Here is a 25318-nt window from a genome sequence, read left to right on the forward strand (position 1 = left end):
TTTAACAAAACATCAACGAAAAACAAATTATGGTCAACCAAGCACCAAAAGCAGATAGCAAGCAATGATTATGGTGGATTTCACTTACAGGAATTACACGTGGCTGACCCTCCATAATTTATAGCTGGTATTTCTGATATGTCCAATATTTACCTCAAAAATCTCTGATAAATTTCGTTCTGTCATTACATTCTGTGGCATACCTGATGCTAACAATTTTCCATGCGAGAGCAGCCATACTTCTGTCGCTTGTTCATAGGTATGGTTAAGATCATGGCTACTCAATAATACCGTTCCCCCCAATGCACAAAATCTTTTTATTAACTTATCTAAAACAGCTTGCTGAGTGATATCAAGATTATTTGTCGGCTCATCAAGTAAGAGTAAACTCCCATCAGGATTCAGATCCGGCCAGATCTGAAAAAACGTACCCGCCAATCTGACACGCTGCCACTCCCCGCCGGAGAGTTGGCCAATCGATGAAGAAAGCAATGGCAAAAGTTTCATTTGCTGGCAAAGTTCATACAACACATGTTCACTTTGTGTCAGGGGTGCACATTCAGGGCGGAACATATCTAAATACTGAAAAACCGGCATGACAGGAACAGAAGAAGATTGAGAGAACCAGGCCCGGCGCTTTGCCAACTCATGCTGGCGGTAATTTTGCAAGTTTTGTCCATGCAAACAAATAGTGCCGCTATAGGATAAAATTCCTGCGATCACTGAAAGTAACGTGCTCTTTCCTGAGCCATTTAGTCCTACCAGATGAATTTGTTTTCCTGCAGCAACAACCTCAGACAATGAACTCAATCTGTTGTTAACAGTAACATTATCCAGTTCCAAAATCGGCTGACCGATCATGTTATTACCCTCATCTCCTTATCTTGCATTAACAGACAAGTTCGATATTTCTTAATAGTGACGTGTTCTTAATAACAACCATATAAAAACGGGAGAACCTAAAGTGACGGTGACAACACCTATCGGCACTTCTGCGTGGGATAATGACAGACGGGACACTAAATCTGCCAACAGTAAACCACTGCCTCCCGCCAATGCACTGGCCGGAAGTAATGCCTTATGATCAGTCAAACCAATCAATCTCAAGATATGGGGAATAACCAAACCGATAAAACTGATTGCTCCCGCAAGGGCAACACTCAAACCAACTAATAATCCGATTACCGATACAAATACATTACGCCATTTATGGTGAGGCACACCCAATTGCCGAGCCTGCAATTCCCCAAGAGAGAGGTAATTCAAAATGTTACCTTTGCTGCTTAACCATAAGATGACGGGAAACAATGCAACAATCAGCCATTTTTGACGCCAATCAACGCCACTGAAACTTCCCATCATCCAATACATCAATTGCCGGAGATCTAAACTGGTACTGAAATAGACCATCCATGTCATCAAGGCACCAAAGATCACCCCGAAAGCAACGCCAATCAATAACAGGCGAGTATTGGTCACTTGATGTTTTCTGGAAAATCCCAGCAAAATAGCGGTCATGAAAAATGCCCCAAATACCGCTCCAACACTTAATAACCACAATGGCGCAATGCCATGAAAGATAAGTATTAAACATACTACTACAACACCAGCACCATTACTGATCCCAAGTAATCCAGGCTCCGCCAGCGGATTTTCGAACAGAGCCTGCATAATTGCTCCTGATAGGGCTAAACTCGCCCCAACCACCATAACGGCAATCGCCCTGGGTAATCTCAACTGCCAAATAAACAACCGGGCAGGCTCCGATAACCATTGATCAGGCCAAAACCAGATTTCACCGGCACATAATGACAAAATAAACAGAATAACGAATAAAACAGACAGAGCCACCATCACTCGATGGTTACGTTTTCTCTGATAGGTAATCAACTCATAAACAGAGCGCATGTGTGAGGCCATTGAGAAAATAAACCCTCTTTCCATTGAGTGCAATGAAAAGAGAAGATAAGAAAAAGACCGCAAGATGCGGCCTTTTTATGTATTTATTCTTTGGGTAACGCTTTTTCCACTCTGTTTTTCAATTTTTGGCCAGGGCGAAAAGTGACAACACGGCGAGCCGTAATCGGAATATCTTCACCTGTTTTTGGATTACGGCCTGGACGTTGATTTTTATCTCGCAAATCAAAGTTGCCAAATCCAGATAATTTCACTTGCTCCCCATTCTCCAAAGAACGACGAACTTCTTCAAAGAACATTTCTACCAGATCTTTAGCGTCACGCTTGCTAATACCCAGTTTCTCAAACAGATTTTCTGACATTTCAGCTTTAGTAAGCGCCATAAGTTCAGTCCCTCAAGGATGCTTGGAATCGCTGTTCTAGTGCAGCAACGCATTTGTTGACGGTCGCAGCAATTTCTTCTTCTTCCAGTGTACGCACTGTATCCTGCAAGATTAAGCTAATAGCAAGGCTCTTGTAGCCTTCCGCGACACCTTTACCACAATACACGTCAAATAAGTTTATGCCAACTATATGATTTACGCCAACTTTCTTACATTCAGCCAGAACATCTTCTGCGGCTACATTTTCAGGCACAACGATGGCGATATCGCGGCGGTTAGATGGGAAGCGAGAAACTTCCTTCATCTCAGGGATCACGCGGTCTACCAGACCAGTCCATAATAACTCGAATACCACGGTACGGCCGTTTAAGTCAAGTTTACGCTCCAGTTCTGGGTGAACAACACCGATATAACCAATGTAATTATTTTCCAGATAAATCCCAGCACTTTGCCCGGGATGTAAAGCAGGATGTTCTTCTGCCTTAAAGGAAATGTTAGATAGTTTACCTGTTAGTTCTAAAACAGATTCTAAATCACCCTTCAAATCAAAGAAATCAACTGCCTGTTTTTCAATCAACCAGTGCTCTTCGAACCGATTTCCTGCAATAACACCACCGAGCATTAATTCCTGACGAATTCCATGTTCCGCATTTTCATCCGGCACAAAACGCAACCCTGTTTCGAATAAACGGACACGGTTTTGCTGACGGTTCTGGTTATAGGCGACAGTGGTCAATAATCCTGTCAACAGGGACAAACGCATTGCAGACATATCCGTCGAAATTGGATTAGGCAAAATTAACGCGTCTTCCTGTGGGTGAAGATATTTCTGAACCTTAGGATCAACGAAGCTGTAAGTAATTGCTTCTTGATAACCTCTGTCCACCAACATGGTTTTAACTCGTTTCAGTGGCAAATCAGCTTCACGATGTGAAGTCATAATCAGATCTGCCCGCACTGGTACGTCAGGAATGTTGTTATAACCGTAAATACGGGCGACCTCTTCAACGAGATCTTCCTCGATTTGCATATCAAAACGCCAGCTAGGCGCAATGGCTTGCCAGCTATCATTCTGGATTGTTACCTGACAGCCTAAACGCATCAGGATATCGGTTACTTGTTCATCAGCAATATGATGACCAATCAAGCGATCCAGTTTATTGCGATTAAGCGTAATCGTTGCTGATTTTGGTAAGTGAGATTCGCTAGTAACATCAACGAGTTCTCCTGCTTCTCCTCCACAAATGTCAATCAACAACTGAGTGGCATACTCCATCGCTTTATGCTGAAGCTGTGGATCAACACCACGTTCAAAACGGTGAGAAGCATCGGTGTGCAAACCATAACGGCGAGCACGGCCAGTAATTGCCAGTGGTGCAAAGAATGCACATTCCAGCATAATATGCTGTGTTTCTGTATTAACACCAGAATATTCCCCGCCAAAAATCCCCGCCATAGCAACTGGTTGTTTTTCATCAGAAATAATGAGGGTTTCAGCAGAAAGTTCGGTTTCATTGCCATCCAGCAGAGTGAGTTTTTCACCTTGCTCAGCGAAGCGAACAATTATTGAACCACTCAAACGTTCCAAATCGAACGCGTGTAATGGTTGGCCCAATTCGAGCAAAACATAGTTGGTAATATCAACAACCGGATCAATGGAACGAACACCACCACGACGCAGTTTTTCGCGCATCCACAATGGGGTGATTGCCTTAACGTTCACGTTCTTGATCACACGCCCCAAATAGCGCGGACAAGCTTCAGGAGCATCAACACGAATAGGGAATGTTGCATCTGTAGTTGGTTTAACCGCTTCGATTTTCGGCTCTGTCATGGACAATTTATTGATAACTGCAACGTCACGGGCAACCCCCATGATGCTCAGGCAGTCAGCACGGTTTGGTGTAATGCTGATTTCAATCGCATTATCGTCCAATCTCATGTAATCACGCAGATCAACACCAATCGGAGCATCTGCTGGCAGTTCAATAATGCCATCCTGATCGTCAGCAATACCTAGTTCAGCAAATGAACACAGCATGCCTTCTGACGGCTCGCCACGCAATTTTGCTGGCTTAATTTTGAAATCACCTGGCAGCACAGCACCAACTGTGGCGACAGCGACACGCAGCCCTTGACGGCAATTAGGTGCACCACAGACAATATTTAACAGGTGTTCGCCACCGACATTAACTTTTGTGACACGTAACTTATCTGCATTTGGATGTTGTCCACATTCAACAACTTCACCAACAAACACACCATGGAATTGGCCTGCCACTTTTTCAACACCATCAACTTCCAAACCAGCCATGGTGATTTGATCAGACAATGCTTCACTATTAATGGCTGGGTTTGCCCACTCGCGTAACCAGAGTTCACTGAATTTCATGAGATATACCCGCCTTATTTAAATTGTTTGAGGAAACGTAAATCATTTTCGAAGAATGCACGCAAATCTGTAACACCATAACGCAGCATGGTCAGACGCTCCATTCCCATGCCAAAGGCAAAACCAGAATAGATTTCAGGATCAATACCAACATTGCGTAACACGTTAGGATGCACCATACCGCAACCCAAAACTTCTAACCATTTCCCATTTTTGCCCATTACATCAACTTCTGCGGAAGGTTCTGTAAATGGAAAATAAGAAGGGCGGAAACGTATCTGCATATCCTCTTCAAAGAAATTATTCAAAAAGTCATGCAATGTGCCTTTCAGGTTGGTAAAGCTGATATTTTTATCAACAATCAGCCCTTCTACCTGATGGAACATTGGGGTATGTGTCTGATCGTAATCGTTACGGTACACACGCCCTGGCGCAATGATACGGATTGGTGGTTGACGCTCTTTCATGGTACGGATCTGTACCCCAGAAGTCTGGGTACGCAGCAAACGCGTCGCATCAAACCAAAAAGTATCGTGATCAGCACGCGCAGGATGGTGTGCAGGAATGTTCAGAGCATCAAAGTTATGATAGTCATCTTCGATTTCCGGACCTGATTCAACAGAAAAGCCCAACTCACCAAAGAAAGTTTCAATACGTTCAATCGTGCGGGTAACCGGGTGCAAGCCACCATTTTCCATACGACGACCAGGCAATGAAACATCGATTTTTTCTGCCGTCAAACGCGCATTCAGAATGTCAGCTTCCAGCTTTGCCTTACGCACATTCAAAGCTTCCTGGACTTCTTGTTTCGCCTGATTAATAACAGCCCCTGCCGCTGGACGTTCCTCGGCTGGTAAGTCACGCAGCGATGACATCTGGAGGGTTAAATGGCCTTTTTTTCCCAGGTATTCAACTCGCACCAAATCCAACGCGGCAACATCCTGGGCTTCTTCCACGGCTGTTTTTGCCTTTGCAACCAGCTCAGTAAGATGTGACATCGTTTTCCTCTTCCTTTGGCCTGATGGCCCTTTAGTTGTTATCGACTATGTCCTCATGATATCGACTAATGAGGCCATAAAAATAAAAAAGCCTCCACACTGGAGGCTCAAGCGCTATTTTTCGTTTCTTTTCTTACGCGCAAAGCCCCCTGATTTCAGGTGCTAAAGTAAAAAAAGAAACGAAAAAAGGCTAACTTTATCATTTGCGTTCTTTCTCCTGTACCCTTCTTGTATTCACCAATCGCAATCTGAATCACAATACTATCTGATCGCAGATATTATCTAATCTTTTGGAAAAAAGTAAAAAAAAGTAAAAGAGGGAGCAAGCTCCCTCTTTTAACCTGACTTATGCCAGAGCGCCCTTCGCTTTTTCAACCAGAGCAGCGAATGCTACTTTGTCGAATACAGCGATGTCAGCCAGAATCTTACGGTCGATTTCAATCGAAGCCTTTTTCAGGCCGTTGATGAAACGGCTGTAAGACATGCCGTTCTGACGTGCAGCAGCGTTGATACGTGCAATCCACAGTTGACGGAATTGACGTTTACGCTGACGGCGGTCACGGTAAGCGTACTGACCAGCTTTGATAACAGCCTGGAAAGCAACACGGTAAACGCGCGAACGAGCACCGTAGTAACCTTTCGCTTGTTTCAGAATTTTTTTGTGACGTGCACGGGCAATAACACCACGTTTTACGCGAGCCATATACTTCTCCTATCGTCTCTGAGTTCTAATCTAAAAAAATTGCTTATGCGTATGGCAGACAAGCAACAACCAGGCCCAGATCACCTTTGGAGACCATGCCTTTTGGACGTAAATGACGTTTACGCTTAGTTGATTTTTTAGTCAGAATGTGACGAAGGTTAGCGTGCTTACGCTTGAAACCGCCGCTTGCGGTTTTTTTGAAGCGTTTAGCTGCGCCGCGTACTGTTTTAATTTTTGGCATTTTAATTTCCACTTCGCATTGTTAATTACAACGAACTAGTAAGGCGAACAGACCCCAGCCAGAACTAACTGGAGCCCATTACTTGTTTGCCTGACTATTTCTTCTTAGGAGCGAGCACCATGATCATCTGGCGGCCTTCAACCTTCGTTGGGAAGGATTCGACCACAGCCAGTTCACTCAGATCGTCACGGATACGGTTAAGCATCTCAATACCAATCTGCTGGTGTGCCATTTCACGCCCACGGAAACGCAGGGTGATTTTGGCTTTATCGCCATCTTCCAGAAAACGAATCAGGTTGCGTAGTTTGACCTGATAGTCGCCTTCATCTGTACCAGGACGGAATTTAATTTCCTTAACCTGAATAACCTTTTGTTTCTTTTTCTGTTCTTTGACTGACTTACTCTTCTCATAGAGGAACTTGCCGTAATCCATAATACGACAAACCGGCGGTTCGGCATTTGGGCTGATTTCAACTAAATCAACACCAGCTTCCTCAGCTTTTTCGAGAGCTTCTCTCAGACTGACAATACCAATCTGTTCGCCATCTAATCCAGTTAAACGAACTTCAGAGGCGCGAATCTCTTCATTAATGCGATTTGGGCGCGCCGGTTGAATTCTTTTTCCGCCTTTAATACCTTATTCCTCCAATTGGTGAAGATTACGACTGCGTATTTCTGTCAGCAGTTTTTCTGTAAACTCATTGAGCTCAATGCTACCTAAATCTTTGCCGCGGCGAGTACGAACGGATACTTTTCCTGATTCGACTTCTTTGTCACCACATACAAGCATATAAGGCACACGACGCAGAGTGTGTTCACGGATTTTAAAACCAATCTTCTCGTTTCTCAAGTCTGCTTTTGCACGAATGCCTGCATCTTGAAGTTTTTTAACCAATTCCTGTACATAATCTGACTGGCCATCAGTAATATTCATAACGACAACCTGCTGAGGTGCCAACCATGTTGGGAAAAACCCAGCATACTCTTCTGTCAGGATACCAATAAACCGTTCCAGTGATCCCAGAACCGCACGGTGAATCATCACAGGAACCTTGCGTTCGTTATTTTCACCTACATATGACGCGCTCAGGCGTGCCGGTAGTGAAAAATCGAGTTGCACAGTACCACATTGCCACGCACGATCCAAACAATCATATAGAGTAAATTCAATTTTAGGGCCATAAAATGCCCCTTCACCCGGCTGGTATTCAAATTCAATGCCGTTTCGGGTTAATGCTTCAGCAAGATCCGCTTCTGCTTCATCCCACTGTTTTTCCGTACCAATACGTTTTTCCGGGCGAGTTGATAATTTAACAACAATCTTCTCAAAGCCAAATGTACCGTACACATCGTAAATCATGTTGATACAGCTACTGACTTCTTGAAGGATTTGATCTTCAGTACAGAAGATATGTGCATCATCTTGAGTAAAGCCACGTACACGCATCAAACCATGTAATGCGCCTGATGGTTCATTACGATGACAGCTACCAAATTCAGCCATACGCAACGGCAAGTCACGATAGGATTTCAACCCTTGGTTAAAAATCTGAACATGGCCTGGGCAGTTCATCGGTTTTACGCAATATTCGCGGTTTTCCGATGAAGTTGTGAACATGTTCTCTTTATAGTTTTCCCAGTGCCCTGTTTTTTCCCACAGAATACGATCCATCATGAATGGGCCTTTTACTTCCTGGTATTGGTACTCTTTGAGCTTTGTGCGAACGAAAGTTTCTAATTCACGGAAAATTGTCCAGCCATCATTGTGCCAGAATGCCATACCTGGTGCTTCTTCCTGCATATGATACAGGTCAAGCTGCTTACCAATTTTACGGTGATCACGTTTTGCAGCTTCTTCCAAACGCTGTAAATAGGCATTAAGCTGTTTCTTATCAGCCCATGCAGTACCATAAATACGCTGCAACATTTTGTTGTCACTATTGCCGCGCCAGTATGCCCCTGCAACTTTTTGCAGTTTAAAGTGATGACAGAAACGCATGTTCGGAACATGTGGCCCACGGCACATATCAACGTATTCTTCATGGTGATACAGACCAGGGCGATCATCACAACTAATATTTTCATCCAAAATCTGGATCTTATACTTTTCACCACGAGCTGCAAATGTGTCACGCGCTTCCTGCCAACCAACTCTTTTCTTGATAACATCGTAGTCTTTTTTGGCAAGTTCCAGCATACGTTTCTCAAGCAGCTCGATATCTTCCTGCGTCAAAGAGCGATCTAAATCGACGTCATAGTAGAAACCATTGTCAATAACAGGACCGATAGCCATTTTCGTATCTGGCCACAACTGTTTGATTGCATGGCCCAACAAATGTGCACATGAATGACGGATAATTTCCAAACCTTCTTCATTCTTACTGGTGATAATAGCAAGATTGGCATCGGCTTCGATTAATTCACAAGCATCAACCAATTCACCATTAACGCGGCCAGCAATACACGCTTTTGCCAAACCAGCACCGATATCACGAGCCACATCCATTACGGAAACAGCATGCTCAAATTGACGTTGACTACCGTCAGGAAGAGTAATTACAGGCATTTAAAATCCTTATATACAGTGGTGACCCACACGAAAGATCACGTGCATTGAAATAAATTTATTATTAATCAGTACGTTAGGAGCAAGTCCTTGCTTCACTCCGCAAGATGTGTACAGATTTAAGGTCACATTTTCAAAATGTATCCGGTACATTTGCCCTAACTCGCCCGACATACTAACACACAGAGTAGGTGTTAAAATAGCTCTATGGGAATATATTTAAACTACCTCCATGCAAATATATTTCTTAACATAAATCGGAAACTTCAATAATTAATAAAAAGGCTGTATCTATATATTATGCTGAATGTTTTTAATATAGAAACAGCACAATTATAATTATGAATATTAATCAGTTGTCATGATTTCATTTTCCCAATAATTACTATGTACCTTTTCATGAGTAACTGAATCAATGATATAATATTCAAAATAGATCTTTCCTGTTCCTCCAGTCACATATCCTTTCACATCATTAAGTTCTGGTGAATCAATTTTAACAATGACCGTCGACAATTTTCCTCCTGGTTTATCTGGAATATGAGGAGCAACAATTGGAAATATCTTATTAAAATTCTGATTCGCTGATTCAACATACATTCTTAAATATATTTCTTTACCCCAGAGAGGATAAGAGAGATCATCTTCATCATTAGTACATAAAATCTTTACATATAACTGACACCCACTTACAGCATAATTAGATACATCTCTTTGAGTAATATATTCATGGTTTGGTTTTTCTTCATCAGAGTGTTCAAGTTTAGAATCTTTCTTTATATCAGCAAAACTTGAGAAAATCATAGGCATATTATATGTTCTTTTGACACTATCATTAGGCGTGGTGAGTTCACCTCCTATATATGTAATATCTCGAACATCTGAATACATGCTATTACCAAAATCTGGTGATATTATATAATAAAGCATTGAGTTTTTCCCAGATGGAAAAACATCTCTTCGTATCAAAAATGTATAATTATAATCTTCTGAATCCATATCCCCCAAAACATCGGAAATTTTTTGGACTGGAAATATTAATCCTTCTGGATCAAAAGAACCATCTTTCTTTTTTTTGTTGAAAAACAAAATATTATCTGTTCTGGATACATTAGGATAGGAATCAATCTCTGCTTCAAAAAATTGACGTCCATCGCCTTCTAATGAATCTCCTTCTAGTTCAGGGATATCTGGCGGATTAAGTGAATTCTCATTACTGGGTGGGATAACAGAAATCATATATATGCTACCAGAATGATATTCAGCAACTCCTTTAACTTGGCTGATTAAATCCATAATAGCAGGTGTATCCATAACTGGATAAACACGGAAATTTACTTTCCCATCGTTATCACTATTAATAATTACTTGAGTTTTACCCTCATATTTCGTTGGTTTGATAATTTGATATTTTTGACCTACTCTATCAGGTTCGGAAGTAATTATAATGTTTCTTTCTATATCTTCATTAATCTCAGAGTAAATATTGACAGGAGTATTTTTAAGTAATTGACCATTAGTATCAAACAATATCGTGTTATAACTTATATAATGCTCCTTATTATCATCTATATCGTTGTTATTTGGTGTTGCACAAATATTTTTATTTTTCTTTAATTGGATTGAACTTTTAACCAAATCCCTTGCATAATATTTTATTATTTTATCAATACCTGTGAGTGTAAAATGTATTTCTTCTCCCGCTGTTATTGAATTGCTTCCTTCAACAGCACATGAAATAACCATGTTATATAATTTACTATCTTGTTGGGTATTAATTGTTTTAATTATCTTTATACTTTCAAACCCCTTAGAGTCCTTTATTCCTATATTGAGGGATTGAGGAATTTTTCCTTTTGGTATTCCTATATCAAGGTAAAATTTTTGACCAATAATAATGTCAGCACCATTTTTAACAGACAAATTTAAGTCATTATCCGACAAAATCAGATTGTTATCACTCCCCAACATATTTCACCTCTTTTATAATTCTTTATTGATGAAGTTAGCATATACCAGACAAAGTTTTACCATCAGGGCAAGCATCCCCGCTAACTTCTCCTCCCGGCCGTACTGTATAAACATTGGCTTGCCAAATCTTGCCATAAGAAATATCTCCATAATAATTAACCTGAAAATCAAGATAAATATCTCCATTTCCTATATGGCTAACATAACTAAAGGGAATACCAAACAGTAATGTTGCTGTATTACTATTATCATTATCTGGTTGAGTTGGCATTATTTTTACCTTAGATTGGTAAATGGTATTGGGATAATTATTAACATATAATCTTAATATTACCTCAGCACCAAGTGGAACTTTTGTTTTATCTTTATAGTCACTTGTTCCAATTACCTTAACGAATAACGCTTCATGATGTGAATTATTACATTTATTATCTATATCTTTTTCATGAATGGTATCATGAATAATGTTTTTATCATCATGATAACCATAACTATTGTAAACTATACAACTATCATATATTCTTGTTAAATTATCCATTGGCTGATTATACCCTCCTCCGGGATATATTATGCCTTGTGGATATGAAGATCGTACTGTTCCCAACTTGTCCACAACAGTATAAGAAAAATTGGCAAGTTCATTCACCTTAAACATATTATAAGGGAATGTCACATAGCTATCATTGCCTAATTTATTAACCTCTTGAACAAAAAATAACTTTTTTACATATTGTTTGTTAATAAAAAATAGTATTTCGTCATTTCTCTTAGCACCAGAGTAATTTTGGATTAAAACGTTAAAGACATTCGAATTAGGATCTACCAACAAACTGCTATTATCCTCGCTTATGACAAGTGGAGGAAGATTCAAGTCTTCTTTATTGTTATCTACAATATACAATTTGTTTTTTGAAGATATACGATCTGTTATATCCAATACCATAGAATCAACTTGAAATATCACTGATGTTGATTTTTTAGGATAAATATAAAAAATCAACTCTCCATTTTTATCTGAAGTAATAGAAAAGTATTTCTGATCAGAAGAAATACTTTTAATTTCGACAAGTTTTTCTTTATCGGAATGATAAATATTAACCAGTCCAAAATAAGCACTTTCTTTCTCAAGGATATCAACGGAAACATTTGGCAGTGGTTTTCCTTCTTTATTTCTTATTAATGCAACTGCCTTAATACAATCACCATTAGGTGGAGTGCTATCATAATCTAATATTTGCAATAATTCTTTTTCAAAATATATTGATATGGATCTTTCATCGATTGATATATTACTTTTCATATCATTTCCTTATCTTAAGTATTTTTATTATATCAAAATGCAATAGTTGATAATTTATTTATAAAGAATCACATCCATCATTATCATCATGAGCCTGGTTTGGTAATACGGTATTAATTTTAGTAGTCCATTTTTTGCTATACGTTTTAGAACCATCACTATTTTCGATATAGTAATCAAAAGAAAGTGTTCCTAACCCATTGGAAAATGAAGGCCCAGCTCGGTCAATATCACAGTATGGAATATTAACTATAACATGGCTTGTTTGTTTTCCCGAATCAACAGCAGATAGTAACGAAAACTGATAACTTTTATGAGTATTTCTGGATGTTGGTGTTTTAACATAGACATTCAAACATCCCTTGCTACCGATTTGTGGTAGATTTTTATTATTTTGATCATTAGTTCCCATAATCACCACATACAACCCTGTCACTCCCTTAACACTTTGGCCAGGTTTTTTGTTACTACTTATCATGCTTAGAATAATGCCATGCCATTCAAAAGTTTCATTTTCTTCACTATAGGCATCAATGGGAAGTGTTGCATGGCTGGTATATACTTTAACTTTATCGTAGACATCTTCATTAGATGAGTCGTTACCAATATATTCTAATGTAATTGGGTAAGATTTTCTTACTTCGCCTTCTACAGAAGAAATAAGATAATAGAATTCAACCCTTTCGTTAATAGGCAATTCACTGTATGACAAGCTAAAAGCTTCTCTTGGTAAATCGTTAACATTATTAACCTTATATATGGGTTCAAGTAATTTTGGTTTATCATGTAAGCTACGGCTTATAAAAAACATAATTCCATCTGTAGTATAAGCAGGCTGATAAGAAGGTATTTGGACATGAAAATATTTTGAGAAAGAAGACGAGTCTTGTTTAATTATATTACCTTCTTCCATTTCTTGTATCGTTGGGCTACCGAGTTCAAATGGGATATTATGAGGAGAATTAATGATATATAGAGTATAAGCTTGAGTAAAGCCGGTAACATTAAATATTGCCGTTGTCAAATCAAGCCTGACTTGTGTATATTTTATTGGGTAGATACGGAATCTAATTTCTCCTTTTGAATCAGAATAGACGGTAATAAAATCAATCTTATTATAAGATTGAAGCTCAATAGGTTGAGGTGACTTATCATCTGTAGCAAAAACAACTAGATTTAATTTCTTGGATTGAGATGAGGAAATAGTCACGGCAACATTTTTCAAAGGATTACCATCATCCCCAGTAATTGTTGAGCTAATCAAGGCATATTCACTATTAGCATCATTAATATTGTTATCAATGGTTGGTGTTACTAAATAATTTTTATTATGGTCAAGCGAGATAGTTTTATAAGGACTGAATTTCTTTGCCGTGTAGGTGATATTTAATAGTTTCACTTCTGGTACATCTAAACCTGAATTTGAAATCGCATGAACACTATAATTTATTAATTTTTCTGGCAAAACATTACTATTAACACTCAACAGAAATATCGCACTCCCTCCAGTTTTATCTTTTGTTGGTATCCAATTAACATAGCGTGTTACTTCAACTACCGTTGGATCATTTTTTATTGAAATATCCTGAATATCTTCAATCACTTTTGGATCGGCTATAAGCGTAACTGTTAGATAAACAGACTGACCAATAATAATATCTGAACCATCCGGAATAGATACACAAAGTTTCCCTGGCAAGAAATAGTCTGATGACTTTATTATATTATTTTCAACATTCATTTTTTCACCTTGAAATCCATAATAGTTTAGTTAACATATATACCAGCCATCATTAAAGATACTTGATATATAACTCAAATCAGACACACTAACCAATATGTAAATGAATTTGATGTCAATAAAAAATATATTATTTAACTAATGCATTATACTGCACGAAGTGGGTGCTGTATTAGGAATATCCCTAAATAATTAAAATTTTTCCCTTAGATATAAGTTGAATATTTATTCTTGATGATATTCCAAGCCACAATATAGACTTGGAATATATAATACTGAAAACATCAATGTATAATTTTATCTATAAATTAAGATGAACATCCATAATAGTCGTCATCATCATATTCATTTGGATCCATAGTGTTAATATCAACCTTCCAAATTTTACTGTATGTTTTTTCTCCAGATCCTGTGTCTGTTATTATATAATAATCAATATATAATCTTGAAGGATCATAACCGTCTATAGGCAGTATTCCTTTAAGGAAACAGAATGGAATAGTAACTATTTGATATTTAACCGTACCATCTTTTTTTAGATTATTTAAATTAAAATCATACTCTTTAGATACCAGACCCTTGGAAGATTTTATACTCACCCTCACTTTACCACTCTGATTAGGCTGCGGTAAGTTTTTTATAGTAGGAGTACCTGCCGCTTCTATCAATACATATAATCCTGCACTATTGCTATTATCCTTACCTTCACCGAAAACAAGACCTTGACTTATTAGGTCAAAAATTACGGCTGATGATTCAGAAACCGTGCCACTTCTATTACTAGGTTTGATGGGAAAGTCTGCATAAGTAGAATATACAGTAACTTTATCATAAACTCCTTTATTATTACCATCTGGTGAGTCAAGATCAAGAACATATTTAAAGTTTAAAGATTCAGAATACATAATGTTATTATGCTCAGATATTATGGCATAGTATATTCCACCAAGTTTATTAGGTTCCAATTGAACATATGGGAAAGAAAATACCCTATCTTCTATTTCATCTACATTATTAATCCTATATGTTGGGGATAATAAAGTTTTTTGCGTTGTTCCATCATATTCAGTAAAGAATGCAATAATATCTTTCGAACCGGGCGTCATATATCCGTCATATGAGTTAACACTCACCGTAAAATCTGTTTGCCCAGGCAGTTTCTTAAGTACTCCCCCCTCTTCCATCTCATTGATAAAAGGATTATCTAAAGGATGATTTTTGGAATAGGCTGGGTATATACATATCGCTGCCGTATAGTCATCTCTAGTCAAATTTTGTATTTTAGCCACAAAATCAACTCTTCCTTCCGCTCCTGCTGTTGGATATGCACGGAAACTAATTTCCCCCTGCGGGTTGCTTGTTAGTACAAAGAAATCTCGCCCATCGGGAAGAGTCAGGATATTCATTGGTTCAACAGCCCCTGCAACCGGGTCGTTGGTTATTTCTATCAACCCAGAAGAAGGTGATAGTTGATTATGTTTTTGGGCTGCAATAAGAACCTGAATATTACCGATTGGTTTCGTCTTATTATCACTAATAATGCCAGAATATAAACGATAAGTGCTGTTTTGATCACTGATTGGATTAACCGTGGTCGGTGTTGCTATAAATTCATGTGGGGTTTTTAAGGTAATCGAATCTGCTGGAATATTATTTATTACATTATATGTAACAGGCCTGTCATTAAACCCGGTGATAGTCTTTTTCAGTTTATCCCGAACAGAGATTGAGAGATCAAGTTGATTGTTTTTATTAGATTTATGGATGGTTAATGCTAATATGGCCTCGCCATAACTATCAGCTCTATTTTTAGAAATTACGACAGCGTAATTTTTATATGTTTTGTAGCTAATGGATTTTTTATCTGTTGGGTCTTGTATTATTACTGAACCGATATTAGAAAGGGAAGTAATATCATCTGTAGTTGATTTTATAGTAACTTTGAGATAAATCTCCTGGCCTACTAAAACATTAGAATCACTCTCTAATGATAAAGTAACTTGATAATCATCTTTTGTAGTAATTGATTTCCCCGAAGATTGAGGTGGTTGATTGTTTTGAGATGTATCTTGTTTTTCGAACATTTCTTTATTTTTATTCATTTTTTATTTCCTTATACAATAAAATAATCATTCGGTTTATTAAAATGTATTGTCAAACAAAACCAAAAGAAAACATTATTAAAAAAATCATGAAATCACCTTCCACATATAGTTAAATAAAAAAAACAAACTTTCCAATGAAAAAAAGTTATTATGCAATGATATTATCAACATCATAAATAAATTATTATAAATTATAGAAATATACATTCACCAATAGAAGCTAGCTATGTCATCTTTCCTTTTTAAATGAAGAAAATAGTTGAAGATCAAAACTAAAACCGAAGAGGAAGTGCTAACAAAACAGAGATAGAATAGTAGGCTTGTAAAATATTTGTAGAGATATATATCGATGCAAACCAAAACTCAATCAATTTTATCATACATGTTCATCAATTATCTTTTTTTAGTCAAAAAATCTGATTTTTAATTAGTTGAAATTCCAATTCATAATTGATATTCATATACCTTATTCTATTTTTTTCACATTAAAATATATAATATTAGCAATGCCATAATGTGATAACTTTTTTTCATTGGAAACAAAGTCACTTTTATTTAAAAATATGAAAACAATAGATTCATTGAAATTATTTTCAATAAATCATCATTAATTTCATTTATTACTTTATCAAAGTAAAAAATATTGAAATAATTTTATTACATAAGGAAATAGAAATGAATAAAAATAAAGAAATACTCAAAAGACAAGATACATCTCAAAACAATCAATCACCTCAATCTTCGGGGAAATCAATTCCTACAAAAGATGATTATCAAGTTACTCTATCATTAGAGAATGATTCTAATGTTTTAGTAGGCCAGGAGATTTATCTTAAAGTTACTATAAAATCAACTACAGATGATATTGCTTCCCTTAATAATATCGGTTCAGTAATAATACAAGACCAAACAGGTAAAAAATCCATTAGCTACAAAACATATAAAAATTACACTGTCGTAATTTCTAAAAATAGAGTTGATAGTTATGGCGAGGCCATATTAGCATTAACCATCCATAAATCTAATAAAAACAATCAACTTGATCTCTCAATCTCCGTTCACGATAAACACAGCAAGCCTATCACCGGGTTTAATGACAGGTCTGTTACATATACTGTGATAGATAATATCTTAGAAAATTCGATTATCTTAAAAACCCCACATGAATTTATAGCAACACCGACCACGGTTAATCCAATCAGTGATCAAAACAGCACTTATCGTTTATATTCTGGCATTATTAGTGATAATAAGACGAAACCAATCGGTAATATTCAGGTTCTTATTGCAGCCCAAAAACATAATCAACTATCACCTTCTTCTGGGTTAATAGAAATAACCAACGACCCGGTTGCAGGGGCTGTTGAACCAATGAATATCCTGACTCTTCCCGATGGGCGAGATTTCTTTGTACTAACAAGCAACCCGCAGGGGGAAATTAGTTTCCGTGCATATCCAACAGCAGGAGCGGAAGGAAGAGTTGATTTTGTGGCTAAAATACAAAATTTGACTAGAGATGACTATACGGCAGTGCTGTGTATATACCCAGCCTATTCCAAAAATCATCCTTTAGATAATCCTTTTATCAATGAGATGGAAGTGGGAGGGACACTTAAGAAGCAACCTGGGCAAACAGATTTTACGGTGAGTGTTAATTCATATGCCGGGTATATGACGCCCAGTTCGAAAGATGTTATTGCATTCTTTACTGAATATGATGGAACAAATCAAAAAACTTTATTATCCCCAACATATAGAATTAATAACAATGTGGATAAAATAGAAGATAAGATATTTTCTTTCTCATATGATCAATTGGAACCTAATAAACCAGGTGGAATATATTATGCCATAATATCTGAGCATAATAACATTATGTACTCCGACTCTTTATATATGAACTATGTTAATCATGATGATTCTCCAGAGCCGGATAAAGATAGGTTTTATGATAAACCTCAAGTATATTCTACTTATATACAAAAAGATTCTATTCATCCTGGTAGTGGAGATGGTAGAGTTAATGAATCATCTTATGTTACCTTTGATATGATAAGCGTAGGGCTTGATTTTGGTGACGGTACTGATAATAAAGAAAATGCGGGGTTATATGTTGCAGTGCAAGTTTCAGGTAATGGAGCTAAAGGAAATTTACCATCTTCTAATCAAAAAGGCCAAGTCAGAGTAACTATAGAATCCTACACTGGTGCTGTGAAAAACACATCATATACTCTGGATCTAACTGATAGTAAATTGAAAATAGATAGCAATAATAATTCTAAATTCCAAATAGTCACTATTCCATTCTGTTTTCTTAAGGATATCCAACCAATAGGAGAAGATCAACCAACAAAATTATATATTGATTATATAATAGAAAATAGTAAAACCAATAAAAAATTAACAAGTAAAGTTTGGGAAGGTAATATTTCTACCTATTCTTCAATAATAGGTGCAGATGATGATTATTATGGATGTTCCTAAGGAAATATAATAAACCTTAACTTACCAAAATAAATATATCTCTAAATCCCAAGAAACATTCTCTTGGGATTTATTCATTCAATTATCAGTAAGAAGTTATTTTCCATAAGCTTTAGAATCTCTATAATTCATTAAAATTACGAGAAAACTCTATTTATGAATATGCCATTTTTTAGAGAGAATTACCCTTATAAGTAGGCCTTGTTAACATAAACGACATTTAATCATTTATACGATTACGCCAGAGATTTTATATAATTACTACCCCGATAATATTCTTCGGGGTAGTAATTATAAAATCCAAACCAGTTATAATTCTATATATCAGAATGAATTACACACAATAAATACCCTTTCCCATTATCATCTTGAAGTATTCGATCAGTGCGAAGGTCAAATAAAGACTTTGTAGAACCATCATACGTTGGGACAATCACTGAAACTGTTCCAGTAGGATCAAAGTAATCAAGTATTCCCCAATTAAAGCTATCGGGGAACTCCTTGGTTAATGAATTATCTCCATCAACCAAGTCTATATTAGTAATATTTTTTATTTCATTACCTGAAACACCACCAGCACAGTCTGCGTCAGAATCAGTCCCAATCAAATCGATAGTATTATTATCGAGAAAATACCTTTTTATATCAAAATGATAATTGTATCTATACCTAGCATAATTGGGTTTTTGAACTGTCATTTCTAAAGTCGTTTTTCCTTCTGGAAAACTAAAACGGATTACGCCTTTATTATTAGAATCTTGATTACCAAGGTTACCAATCTGACCGCCTGTAATCTCAACTTCATCATTACTTTGGGAAATCGGCTTTCCTGTCAACTTATCTACTAATTGTGCTTTTAGCCCATCGAACACATTATAAGGTCTATTTTGTTCTTTATATAAATTTCCATCAGGTTTTTTGTCACTGAATACGTGGAGCCACGCTTCTGTCTGAGTAACAGGTTCAAATACAACTGCATCAGCTTCTTTAGAAGAATTTTTTTCTCCATTTGGAACTGATAAAGTTACTATCAAACCATTACTCACCTGATTCTTCTCAATATTTCCAATACCAACACTGCTGGTCAAAACGGCTGTTATTTGACCATTCCGTACTGTATTATTACTCTTAATTTCCCACTCCGGCTTATTATTATACATTTTTCCGGCTTTAAAGTTTGTATCCCATTTAGCATCTATCTTATCTCCATCAGATGGTGTTCGTATCTGATTTCCATTCTTCTGAATAATCGTTGCCGTATAGGTATAAGAATGATTACCGTCCCCCAAGCGAGGATTGTTGGGATTAAAACCATCAACCTTAAGATGTGTTATTTCAAAAAACTCCAATGGTTTTTTAAAATCCACAGCTTCAGCACATTGTTCTGTTTCAGAGATCTCAGCAGACTTTTCATCAACAGCAACAAGACACACAATTGCACCTGTCACTACCGGGTTTTCCTGACTGCTCAGCAATTGAACTTTTAATGTACCATCAGGTTGAACGGTAACTTCCCCTGGTTCTGATAACCAGGTATTTTTCGGAGTACTACCCTTCTCAGATTTTAACCGCCACTTAAACTTAATATCTTGCTCTGTATAAGGTGTTGTGCCATCAGCACCAAACACATGAGCGGTATAGTGGTAAGCGTGTTGCGGATTTTTATCTCCATCCGCAGGCACTGTTCCCGTTTTTTCGGCAACTGTTGGTTTCTGAATGGTTGGCCATTTGAATTCCACATCCACTGACTTCACAGTTTCAACGCCTTCGACAGAAGCCTCTACCGTCACTGTTTGAGCCTGCGTACTGGTCAATGTTGTGGAAGCAGTCCCATCCCCCTGAGTTGTACTGATTGTTGGATTAAGTGTTACCCCTTTCTGATTGGGCGTTTTTAGGCTCCAGTTAACTTTTTTATTAGGCTCCGAATTATTACCCGTCGCATCCTTAACGTTAACGGTCAGGGTATAATTTTTACCTACCAATATTGGGCTTGGTGGTGTCACTGCTATTGACACCTGTTTCGGTTTGAAATCTACTGCTGGCTTTGCCTGAATCGGCTTTTGTTTTCCCACCGTGAGTGAAACAACAACCCCATTAATTGCCTTAGTACTGGTTAAGGTTGCCGTTAATTGCCCCTTGCCATCTATTGTCATATCTGATTGATCGAGTATGAGTCCATAAGCGTTAGGATTAGCTGGGTGCTCTATCTTCCATGTCGCATTATGAATAATTTCCCCTCCTTGAACAGGTTTTCCATCAATTCCAACGATAGCCGCCGTATAGGTATATTTTTGGGCACCATCTGCCGTTAACGTTCCTGACGGGCTGACCTGAATATCCCCGCTAATCCGATAATCTTGGGTATCCGCAGTAAAGGTAACCGGGCGTTGCGCAGGAACAGGATCTTGACCTTCAATAGAAAGTGAAACCAGCACATCTTGTATCGCTTCCTTACTTTTCAGGTAGGCGATTAATTCCCCCTGATTACCCGTTGTATCCCCGTCATCCGTCAACGTGAAATCCTGATTGGAACTCAAGTCATGACCATCCTTCGTCGTAACGCGCCACTTCACGCCGGTAATTTTTTGCTTCAGTACCGAATTCTTCTCGCTATCAATGATGACCGCCTTATAGGTATAAGTATCTTGGTCATTCGCAACCAAAGAGCCTGTTCCTGGCGGCTCAACACTCACTATTTTAATACGATATTTCGACGTATCCGCAGTAAAGGTAACCGGGCGTTGCGCAGGAACAGGATCTTGGCCTTCAATAGAAAGTGAAACCAGCACATCTTGTATCGCTTCCTTACTTTTCAGGTAGGCGATTAATTCCCCCTGATTACCCGTTGTATCCCCGTCATCCGTCAACGTGAAATCCTGATTGGAACTCAAGTCATGACCATCCTTCGTCGTAACGCGCCACTTCACGCCGGTAATTTTTTGCTTCAGTACCGAATTCTTCTCGCTATCAATGATGACCGCCTTATAGGTATAAGTATCTTGGTCATTCGCAACCAAAGAGCCTGTTCCTGGCGGCTCAACACTCACTATTTTAATACGATATTTCGACGTATCCGCAGTAAAGGTAACCGGGCGTTGCGCAGGAACAGGATCTTGGCCTTCAATGGCAAGTGAAACCAGCACATCTTGTATCGCCTCCTTACTTTTCAGGTAGGCGATTAATTCCCCCTGATTACCCGTTGTATCCCCGTCATCCGTCAACGTGAAATCCTGATTGGAACTCAAGTCATGACCATCCTTCGTCGTAACGCGCCACTTCACGCCAGTAATTTTTTGCTTCAGTACCGGATTCTTCTCGCTATCAATGATGACCGCCTTATAGGTATAAGTATCTTGGTCATTCGCAACCAAAGAGCCTGTTCCTGGCGGCTCAACACTCACTATTTTAATACGATATTTCGACGTATCCGCAGTAAAGGTAACCGGGCGTTGCGCAGGAACAGGATCTTGGCCTTCAATGGCAAGTGAAACCAGCACATCTTGTATCGCCTCCTTACTTTTCAGGTAGGCAATTAATTCCCCCTGATTACCCGTTGTATCCCCGTCATCCGTCAACATGAAATCCTGATTGGAACTCAAGTCATGACCATCCTTCGTCGTAACGCGCCACTTCACGCCGGTAATTTTTTGCTTCAGTACCGGATTCTTCTCGCTATCAATGATGACCGCCTTATAGGTATAAGTATCTTGGTCATTCGCAACCAAAGAGCCTGTTCCTGGCGGCTCAACACTCACCATTTTAATACGATATTTCGACGTATCCGCAGTAAAGGTAACCGGGCGTTGCGCAGGAACAGGATCTTGGCCTTCAATGGCAAGTGAAACCAGCACATCTTGTATCGCCTCCTTACTTTTCAGGTAGGCAATTAATTCCCCCTGATTACCCGTTGTATCCCCGTCATCCGTCAACATGAAATCCTGATTGGAACTCAAGTCATGACCATCCTTCGTCGTAACGCGCCACTTCACGCCGGTAATTTTTTGCTTCAGTACCGGATTCTTCTCGCTATCAATGATGACCGCCTTATAGGTATAAGTATCTTGGTCATTCGCAACCAAAGAGCCTGTTCCTGGCGGCTCAACACTCACCATTTTAATACGATATTTCGACGTATCCGCAGTAAAGGTAACCGGGCGTTGCGCAGGAACAGGATCTTGGCCTTCAGTGGAAAGTGAAACCAGCACATCTTGTATCGCCTCCTTACTTCTCAGGTAGGCAATTAATTCCCCCTGATTACCCGTTGTATCCCCGCTAGTCGTAAACGTGAGATTTGGATTAGAACTCACATCATTTTTACCCTGCTTAATACTCCACTTCACATTGGCAATTTTTTGGTTCTTTACTTTATTCCCTTGACTATCAATGATGATAGCCATATAGGTATAAAAGTTCTGGCCGTTCGCAATCAAAGAACCGGCCTGATCTATATTCACAATATTGCTACTAATATGATATTTCGGCGTATCCACAATAAAAGAGACGGGCTGTCCTGCCGGCACAGGTTTGTGACTGCCAATGGCAAGTGAAACCGTGACATCCTTTATTTCCTTTGTACTGGCCAGACTTGTCGTTAATTTCCCTTCTTCATCCGTTTTGACTTCACCATTTAATGGATTCCAAATAAGCCCGTCATGGTCCTTGTCCTTACTCCAATTCACATTGGCGATTTTTTGGTTTCTCACTGGATTGTTATCACTATCTAATACCACAGCACTGTAGGTGTAAGCCTGGGAACCATTGGCTATCAGTGACGGTACTGACGGTAAAACCTCAACTTTATCAACGTGGAAACTGGCCGGGTTTTCATCAAAGCTGACCTCGCCCACTAATTGTGGCGACTGGCTATCCAGTTGCAGGTACACTTTGACATCTTTATGTAGTCGGCTACTTATTAAGACAGGTTTGCGTTTGAAATACCCATTTTCATCCAGTGCCACAGAATCTGAGGGTTCCCAGTCAATCCATTGCAACCCCGTATCTGAGCCGATTTTAGGATCGGTTATCCACTGAACATGGCTGATAGTAGCATTTTTTATTGGTGTACCATTAACCGTATCAAAGGTAATCACTGGGTTAAACGTATAGCCATCTTTTTTATTCCCCGTCGCAGGTAATGGCCCAGCAGGGGTAAAATAAGCCTCTTCCTGTTTTTTCAGCATAAAGGGCCTGACAATCACACGCATCGCAACAGGCGCTGATTTTTGGCCATCTTCCAATTCAGCCAGTGCATAAATGGGATAATTGTTATTCTGGTTATCGCCGGATAAATAGGTTGGCAGGGTGATTTTTATTATGTGACCGACATGGGAAGAGAGTTTCCCACCATGCTGTTCAAAATCCTGGTTTGTTGCCCAATGAATCTGTTTAACAAAGGCATTAGAGGATAGTTTGACGGTAATCTCGTGCTGCGACTGGCTGTATCCAACGATCGTTTCCGGTAACGATAATTGCGCAATCGGCTTTTTCTGGTGCTCAAGCACAATATGATTATTTCTTTCTATCAGGTCATAACGGCTGCCCGCTAATGTCCTCGCCACCGCTACATTTTCTGGTGATAACTGCACGCTCAGGGGAACACCCAGTTTATAGTTAAAATTCGCCAAAAACTGTGTTTCGCTGTGCCCGCTTCCCCCTTGTTTATAATCCATACCCAAGGTAAATAGCGGAACCGGAGTGTAAGTCAGCCCCAATTTAGCCAAGTTAGGGTTTTTCTGTTTCGTGTCACGATTGAATAAAGTTACGTTATCGCCAAAATACTGTTCATAGGTCAGTTTGGCACCCAGATGAGGGTAAGTAGGTAAGAAAAACTCCCCATTAATGTCATAACCGTTGGCAGGGCGTTCATAATAGCCGACAAAATTCCGTGAGTCTTTCCAGTTAGTTAAACGATAATAGGTATTAGCGGAAAGTTTAATGTAGTCTCCCCCTATTTCTCCGCCCAGACCAAGACGCTGATTTTTACCCGTCAGGTCGTAATCATAAAAAGTATTCAGTCCATACATCCAGTTTTGAGAAAAATAACGCCCACCTAATCCTACATTCATGGTGTCCCTACTATCTTTGTTGCGATAACCCAGTTGGGAAAAGAACAACCAATCTGCTTTATTATCATAAAGCGGCAGTAACAGATCGAATGAGTTGTTTTTTAGTGTTCCCTTTTTATCTAGCCCAAAATTAATTCTGACAGTACCAAACTGTGATAACCATTTTTGTGCACCGGAAGATATTGTATTATTAAACTGTCCTATCGCATAGGATTTGGCTTGCTCTGCCAGTTCTGCAGGCGAAGATGACAGGATATTGCCTGCCATCTGGATATTTTTAGCAATAATACTGGGTGTATTAGAATCAGCAGTGCGATCGTTTTTCTTAACTCTGTTTTTTTTGCTTGATTCATTAACTCGAACACTTATATTATCTTTGCCATCTGTTTTTTTCGTGTATATTTTTTCAGATGTTAGATGGCTATCTGCAAAGGAACTCGTTATTGTATAGG

General features: G+C 38.5%; 16 protein-coding genes and 1 other annotated feature. Of the genes, 1 reads left to right on the forward strand and 15 read right to left on the reverse strand.

Annotated features, from left to right (window positions below):
- Window positions 1-93: 93 nt before the first annotated feature.
- The 14 genes from btuD to ACE1SE_RS10275 form a co-directional block, all read right to left on the reverse strand.
- Window positions 94-861: a vitamin B12 ABC transporter ATP-binding protein BtuD gene (btuD, locus tag ACE1SE_RS10210; protein WP_374050804.1), complete on the reverse strand. Its 768-nt coding sequence runs from the start codon at window positions 859-861 to the stop codon at window positions 94-96.
- Between the two features lie 51 nt (window positions 862-912).
- A complete protein-coding gene (gene btuC, locus ACE1SE_RS10215; RefSeq protein WP_374053645.1) occupies window positions 913-1908 on the reverse strand; it encodes a vitamin B12 ABC transporter permease BtuC in 996 nt (331 codons plus the stop codon).
- A 95-nt stretch (window positions 1909-2003) separates the two neighbouring features.
- Complete coding sequence (ihfA, locus tag ACE1SE_RS10220) at window positions 2004-2300, reverse strand: integration host factor subunit alpha (protein WP_038233943.1); 297 nt, start codon at window positions 2298-2300, stop codon at window positions 2004-2006.
- Window positions 2301-2304: 4 nt separating this feature from the next.
- Window positions 2305-4692 (reverse strand): phenylalanine--tRNA ligase subunit beta, encoded by a 2388-nt coding sequence (gene pheT / locus ACE1SE_RS10225; RefSeq protein WP_374050805.1) that lies wholly within the window; start codon window positions 4690-4692, stop codon window positions 2305-2307.
- Between the two features lie 14 nt (window positions 4693-4706).
- On the reverse strand, window positions 4707-5690 hold the full coding sequence (pheS, locus tag ACE1SE_RS10230) for a phenylalanine--tRNA ligase subunit alpha (RefSeq protein ID WP_374050806.1): 984 nt from the start codon (window positions 5688-5690) through the stop codon (window positions 4707-4709).
- Between the two features lie 81 nt (window positions 5691-5771).
- Window positions 5772-5896, reverse strand: a sequence feature (Phe leader region).
- Window positions 5846-5893, reverse strand: coding sequence for a pheST operon leader peptide PheM (gene pheM, locus ACE1SE_RS10235; protein WP_152669842.1), 48 nt, complete (start codon window positions 5891-5893; stop codon window positions 5846-5848). It overlaps the preceding feature by 48 nt.
- 140 nt (window positions 5897-6036) lie before the next feature.
- A complete protein-coding gene (rplT, locus tag ACE1SE_RS10240; protein WP_010847342.1) occupies window positions 6037-6393 on the reverse strand; it encodes a 50S ribosomal protein L20 in 357 nt (118 codons plus the stop codon).
- Between the two features lie 43 nt (window positions 6394-6436).
- A complete protein-coding gene (gene rpmI / locus ACE1SE_RS10245) occupies window positions 6437-6634 on the reverse strand; it encodes a 50S ribosomal protein L35 (RefSeq protein WP_006118955.1) in 198 nt (65 codons plus the stop codon).
- Window positions 6635-6728: 94 nt separating this feature from the next.
- Window positions 6729-7268 (reverse strand): translation initiation factor IF-3, encoded by a 540-nt coding sequence (gene infC, locus ACE1SE_RS10250; protein WP_074019479.1) that lies wholly within the window; start codon window positions 7266-7268, stop codon window positions 6729-6731.
- Window positions 7269-7271: 3 nt separating this feature from the next.
- Entirely contained in the window at window positions 7272-9200 is a 1929-nt protein-coding gene (gene thrS, locus ACE1SE_RS10255; RefSeq protein ID WP_374050807.1) for a threonine--tRNA ligase, read from the reverse strand.
- A gap of 348 nt (window positions 9201-9548) precedes the next feature.
- Window positions 9549-11171 (reverse strand): hypothetical protein, encoded by a 1623-nt coding sequence (locus ACE1SE_RS10260; protein ID WP_374050808.1) that lies wholly within the window; start codon window positions 11169-11171, stop codon window positions 9549-9551.
- 34 nt (window positions 11172-11205) lie between these two features.
- The gene (locus tag ACE1SE_RS10265) at window positions 11206-12471 is read right to left on the reverse strand and encodes a hypothetical protein (RefSeq protein WP_374050809.1); all 1266 of its coding nucleotides are present in this window, start codon (window positions 12469-12471) and stop codon (window positions 11206-11208) included.
- A gap of 58 nt (window positions 12472-12529) precedes the next feature.
- Window positions 12530-14212 (reverse strand): hypothetical protein, encoded by a 1683-nt coding sequence (locus ACE1SE_RS10270; protein ID WP_374050810.1) that lies wholly within the window; start codon window positions 14210-14212, stop codon window positions 12530-12532.
- A gap of 308 nt (window positions 14213-14520) precedes the next feature.
- Window positions 14521-16314, reverse strand: a complete 1794-nt coding sequence (locus tag ACE1SE_RS10275; RefSeq protein WP_374050811.1) for a hypothetical protein — start codon at window positions 16312-16314, stop codon at window positions 14521-14523.
- Window positions 16315-16992: 678 nt separating this feature from the next.
- Here ACE1SE_RS10275 and ACE1SE_RS10280 point away from each other — a divergent pair.
- The gene (locus ACE1SE_RS10280) at window positions 16993-18801 is read left to right on the forward strand and encodes a hypothetical protein (RefSeq protein ID WP_374050812.1); all 1809 of its coding nucleotides are present in this window, start codon (window positions 16993-16995) and stop codon (window positions 18799-18801) included.
- 317 nt (window positions 18802-19118) lie between these two features.
- Here the strand turns inward: ACE1SE_RS10280 and ACE1SE_RS10285 are convergent, their stop codons facing one another.
- The gene (locus tag ACE1SE_RS10285) at window positions 19119-25133 is read right to left on the reverse strand and encodes an inverse autotransporter beta domain-containing protein (protein WP_374050813.1); all 6015 of its coding nucleotides are present in this window, start codon (window positions 25131-25133) and stop codon (window positions 19119-19121) included.
- Window positions 25134-25318 lie beyond the last annotated feature (185 nt).

This window comes from Xenorhabdus taiwanensis, from assembly GCF_036512875.1.
GTDB lineage: Bacteria > Pseudomonadota > Gammaproteobacteria > Enterobacterales > Enterobacteriaceae > Xenorhabdus > Xenorhabdus taiwanensis.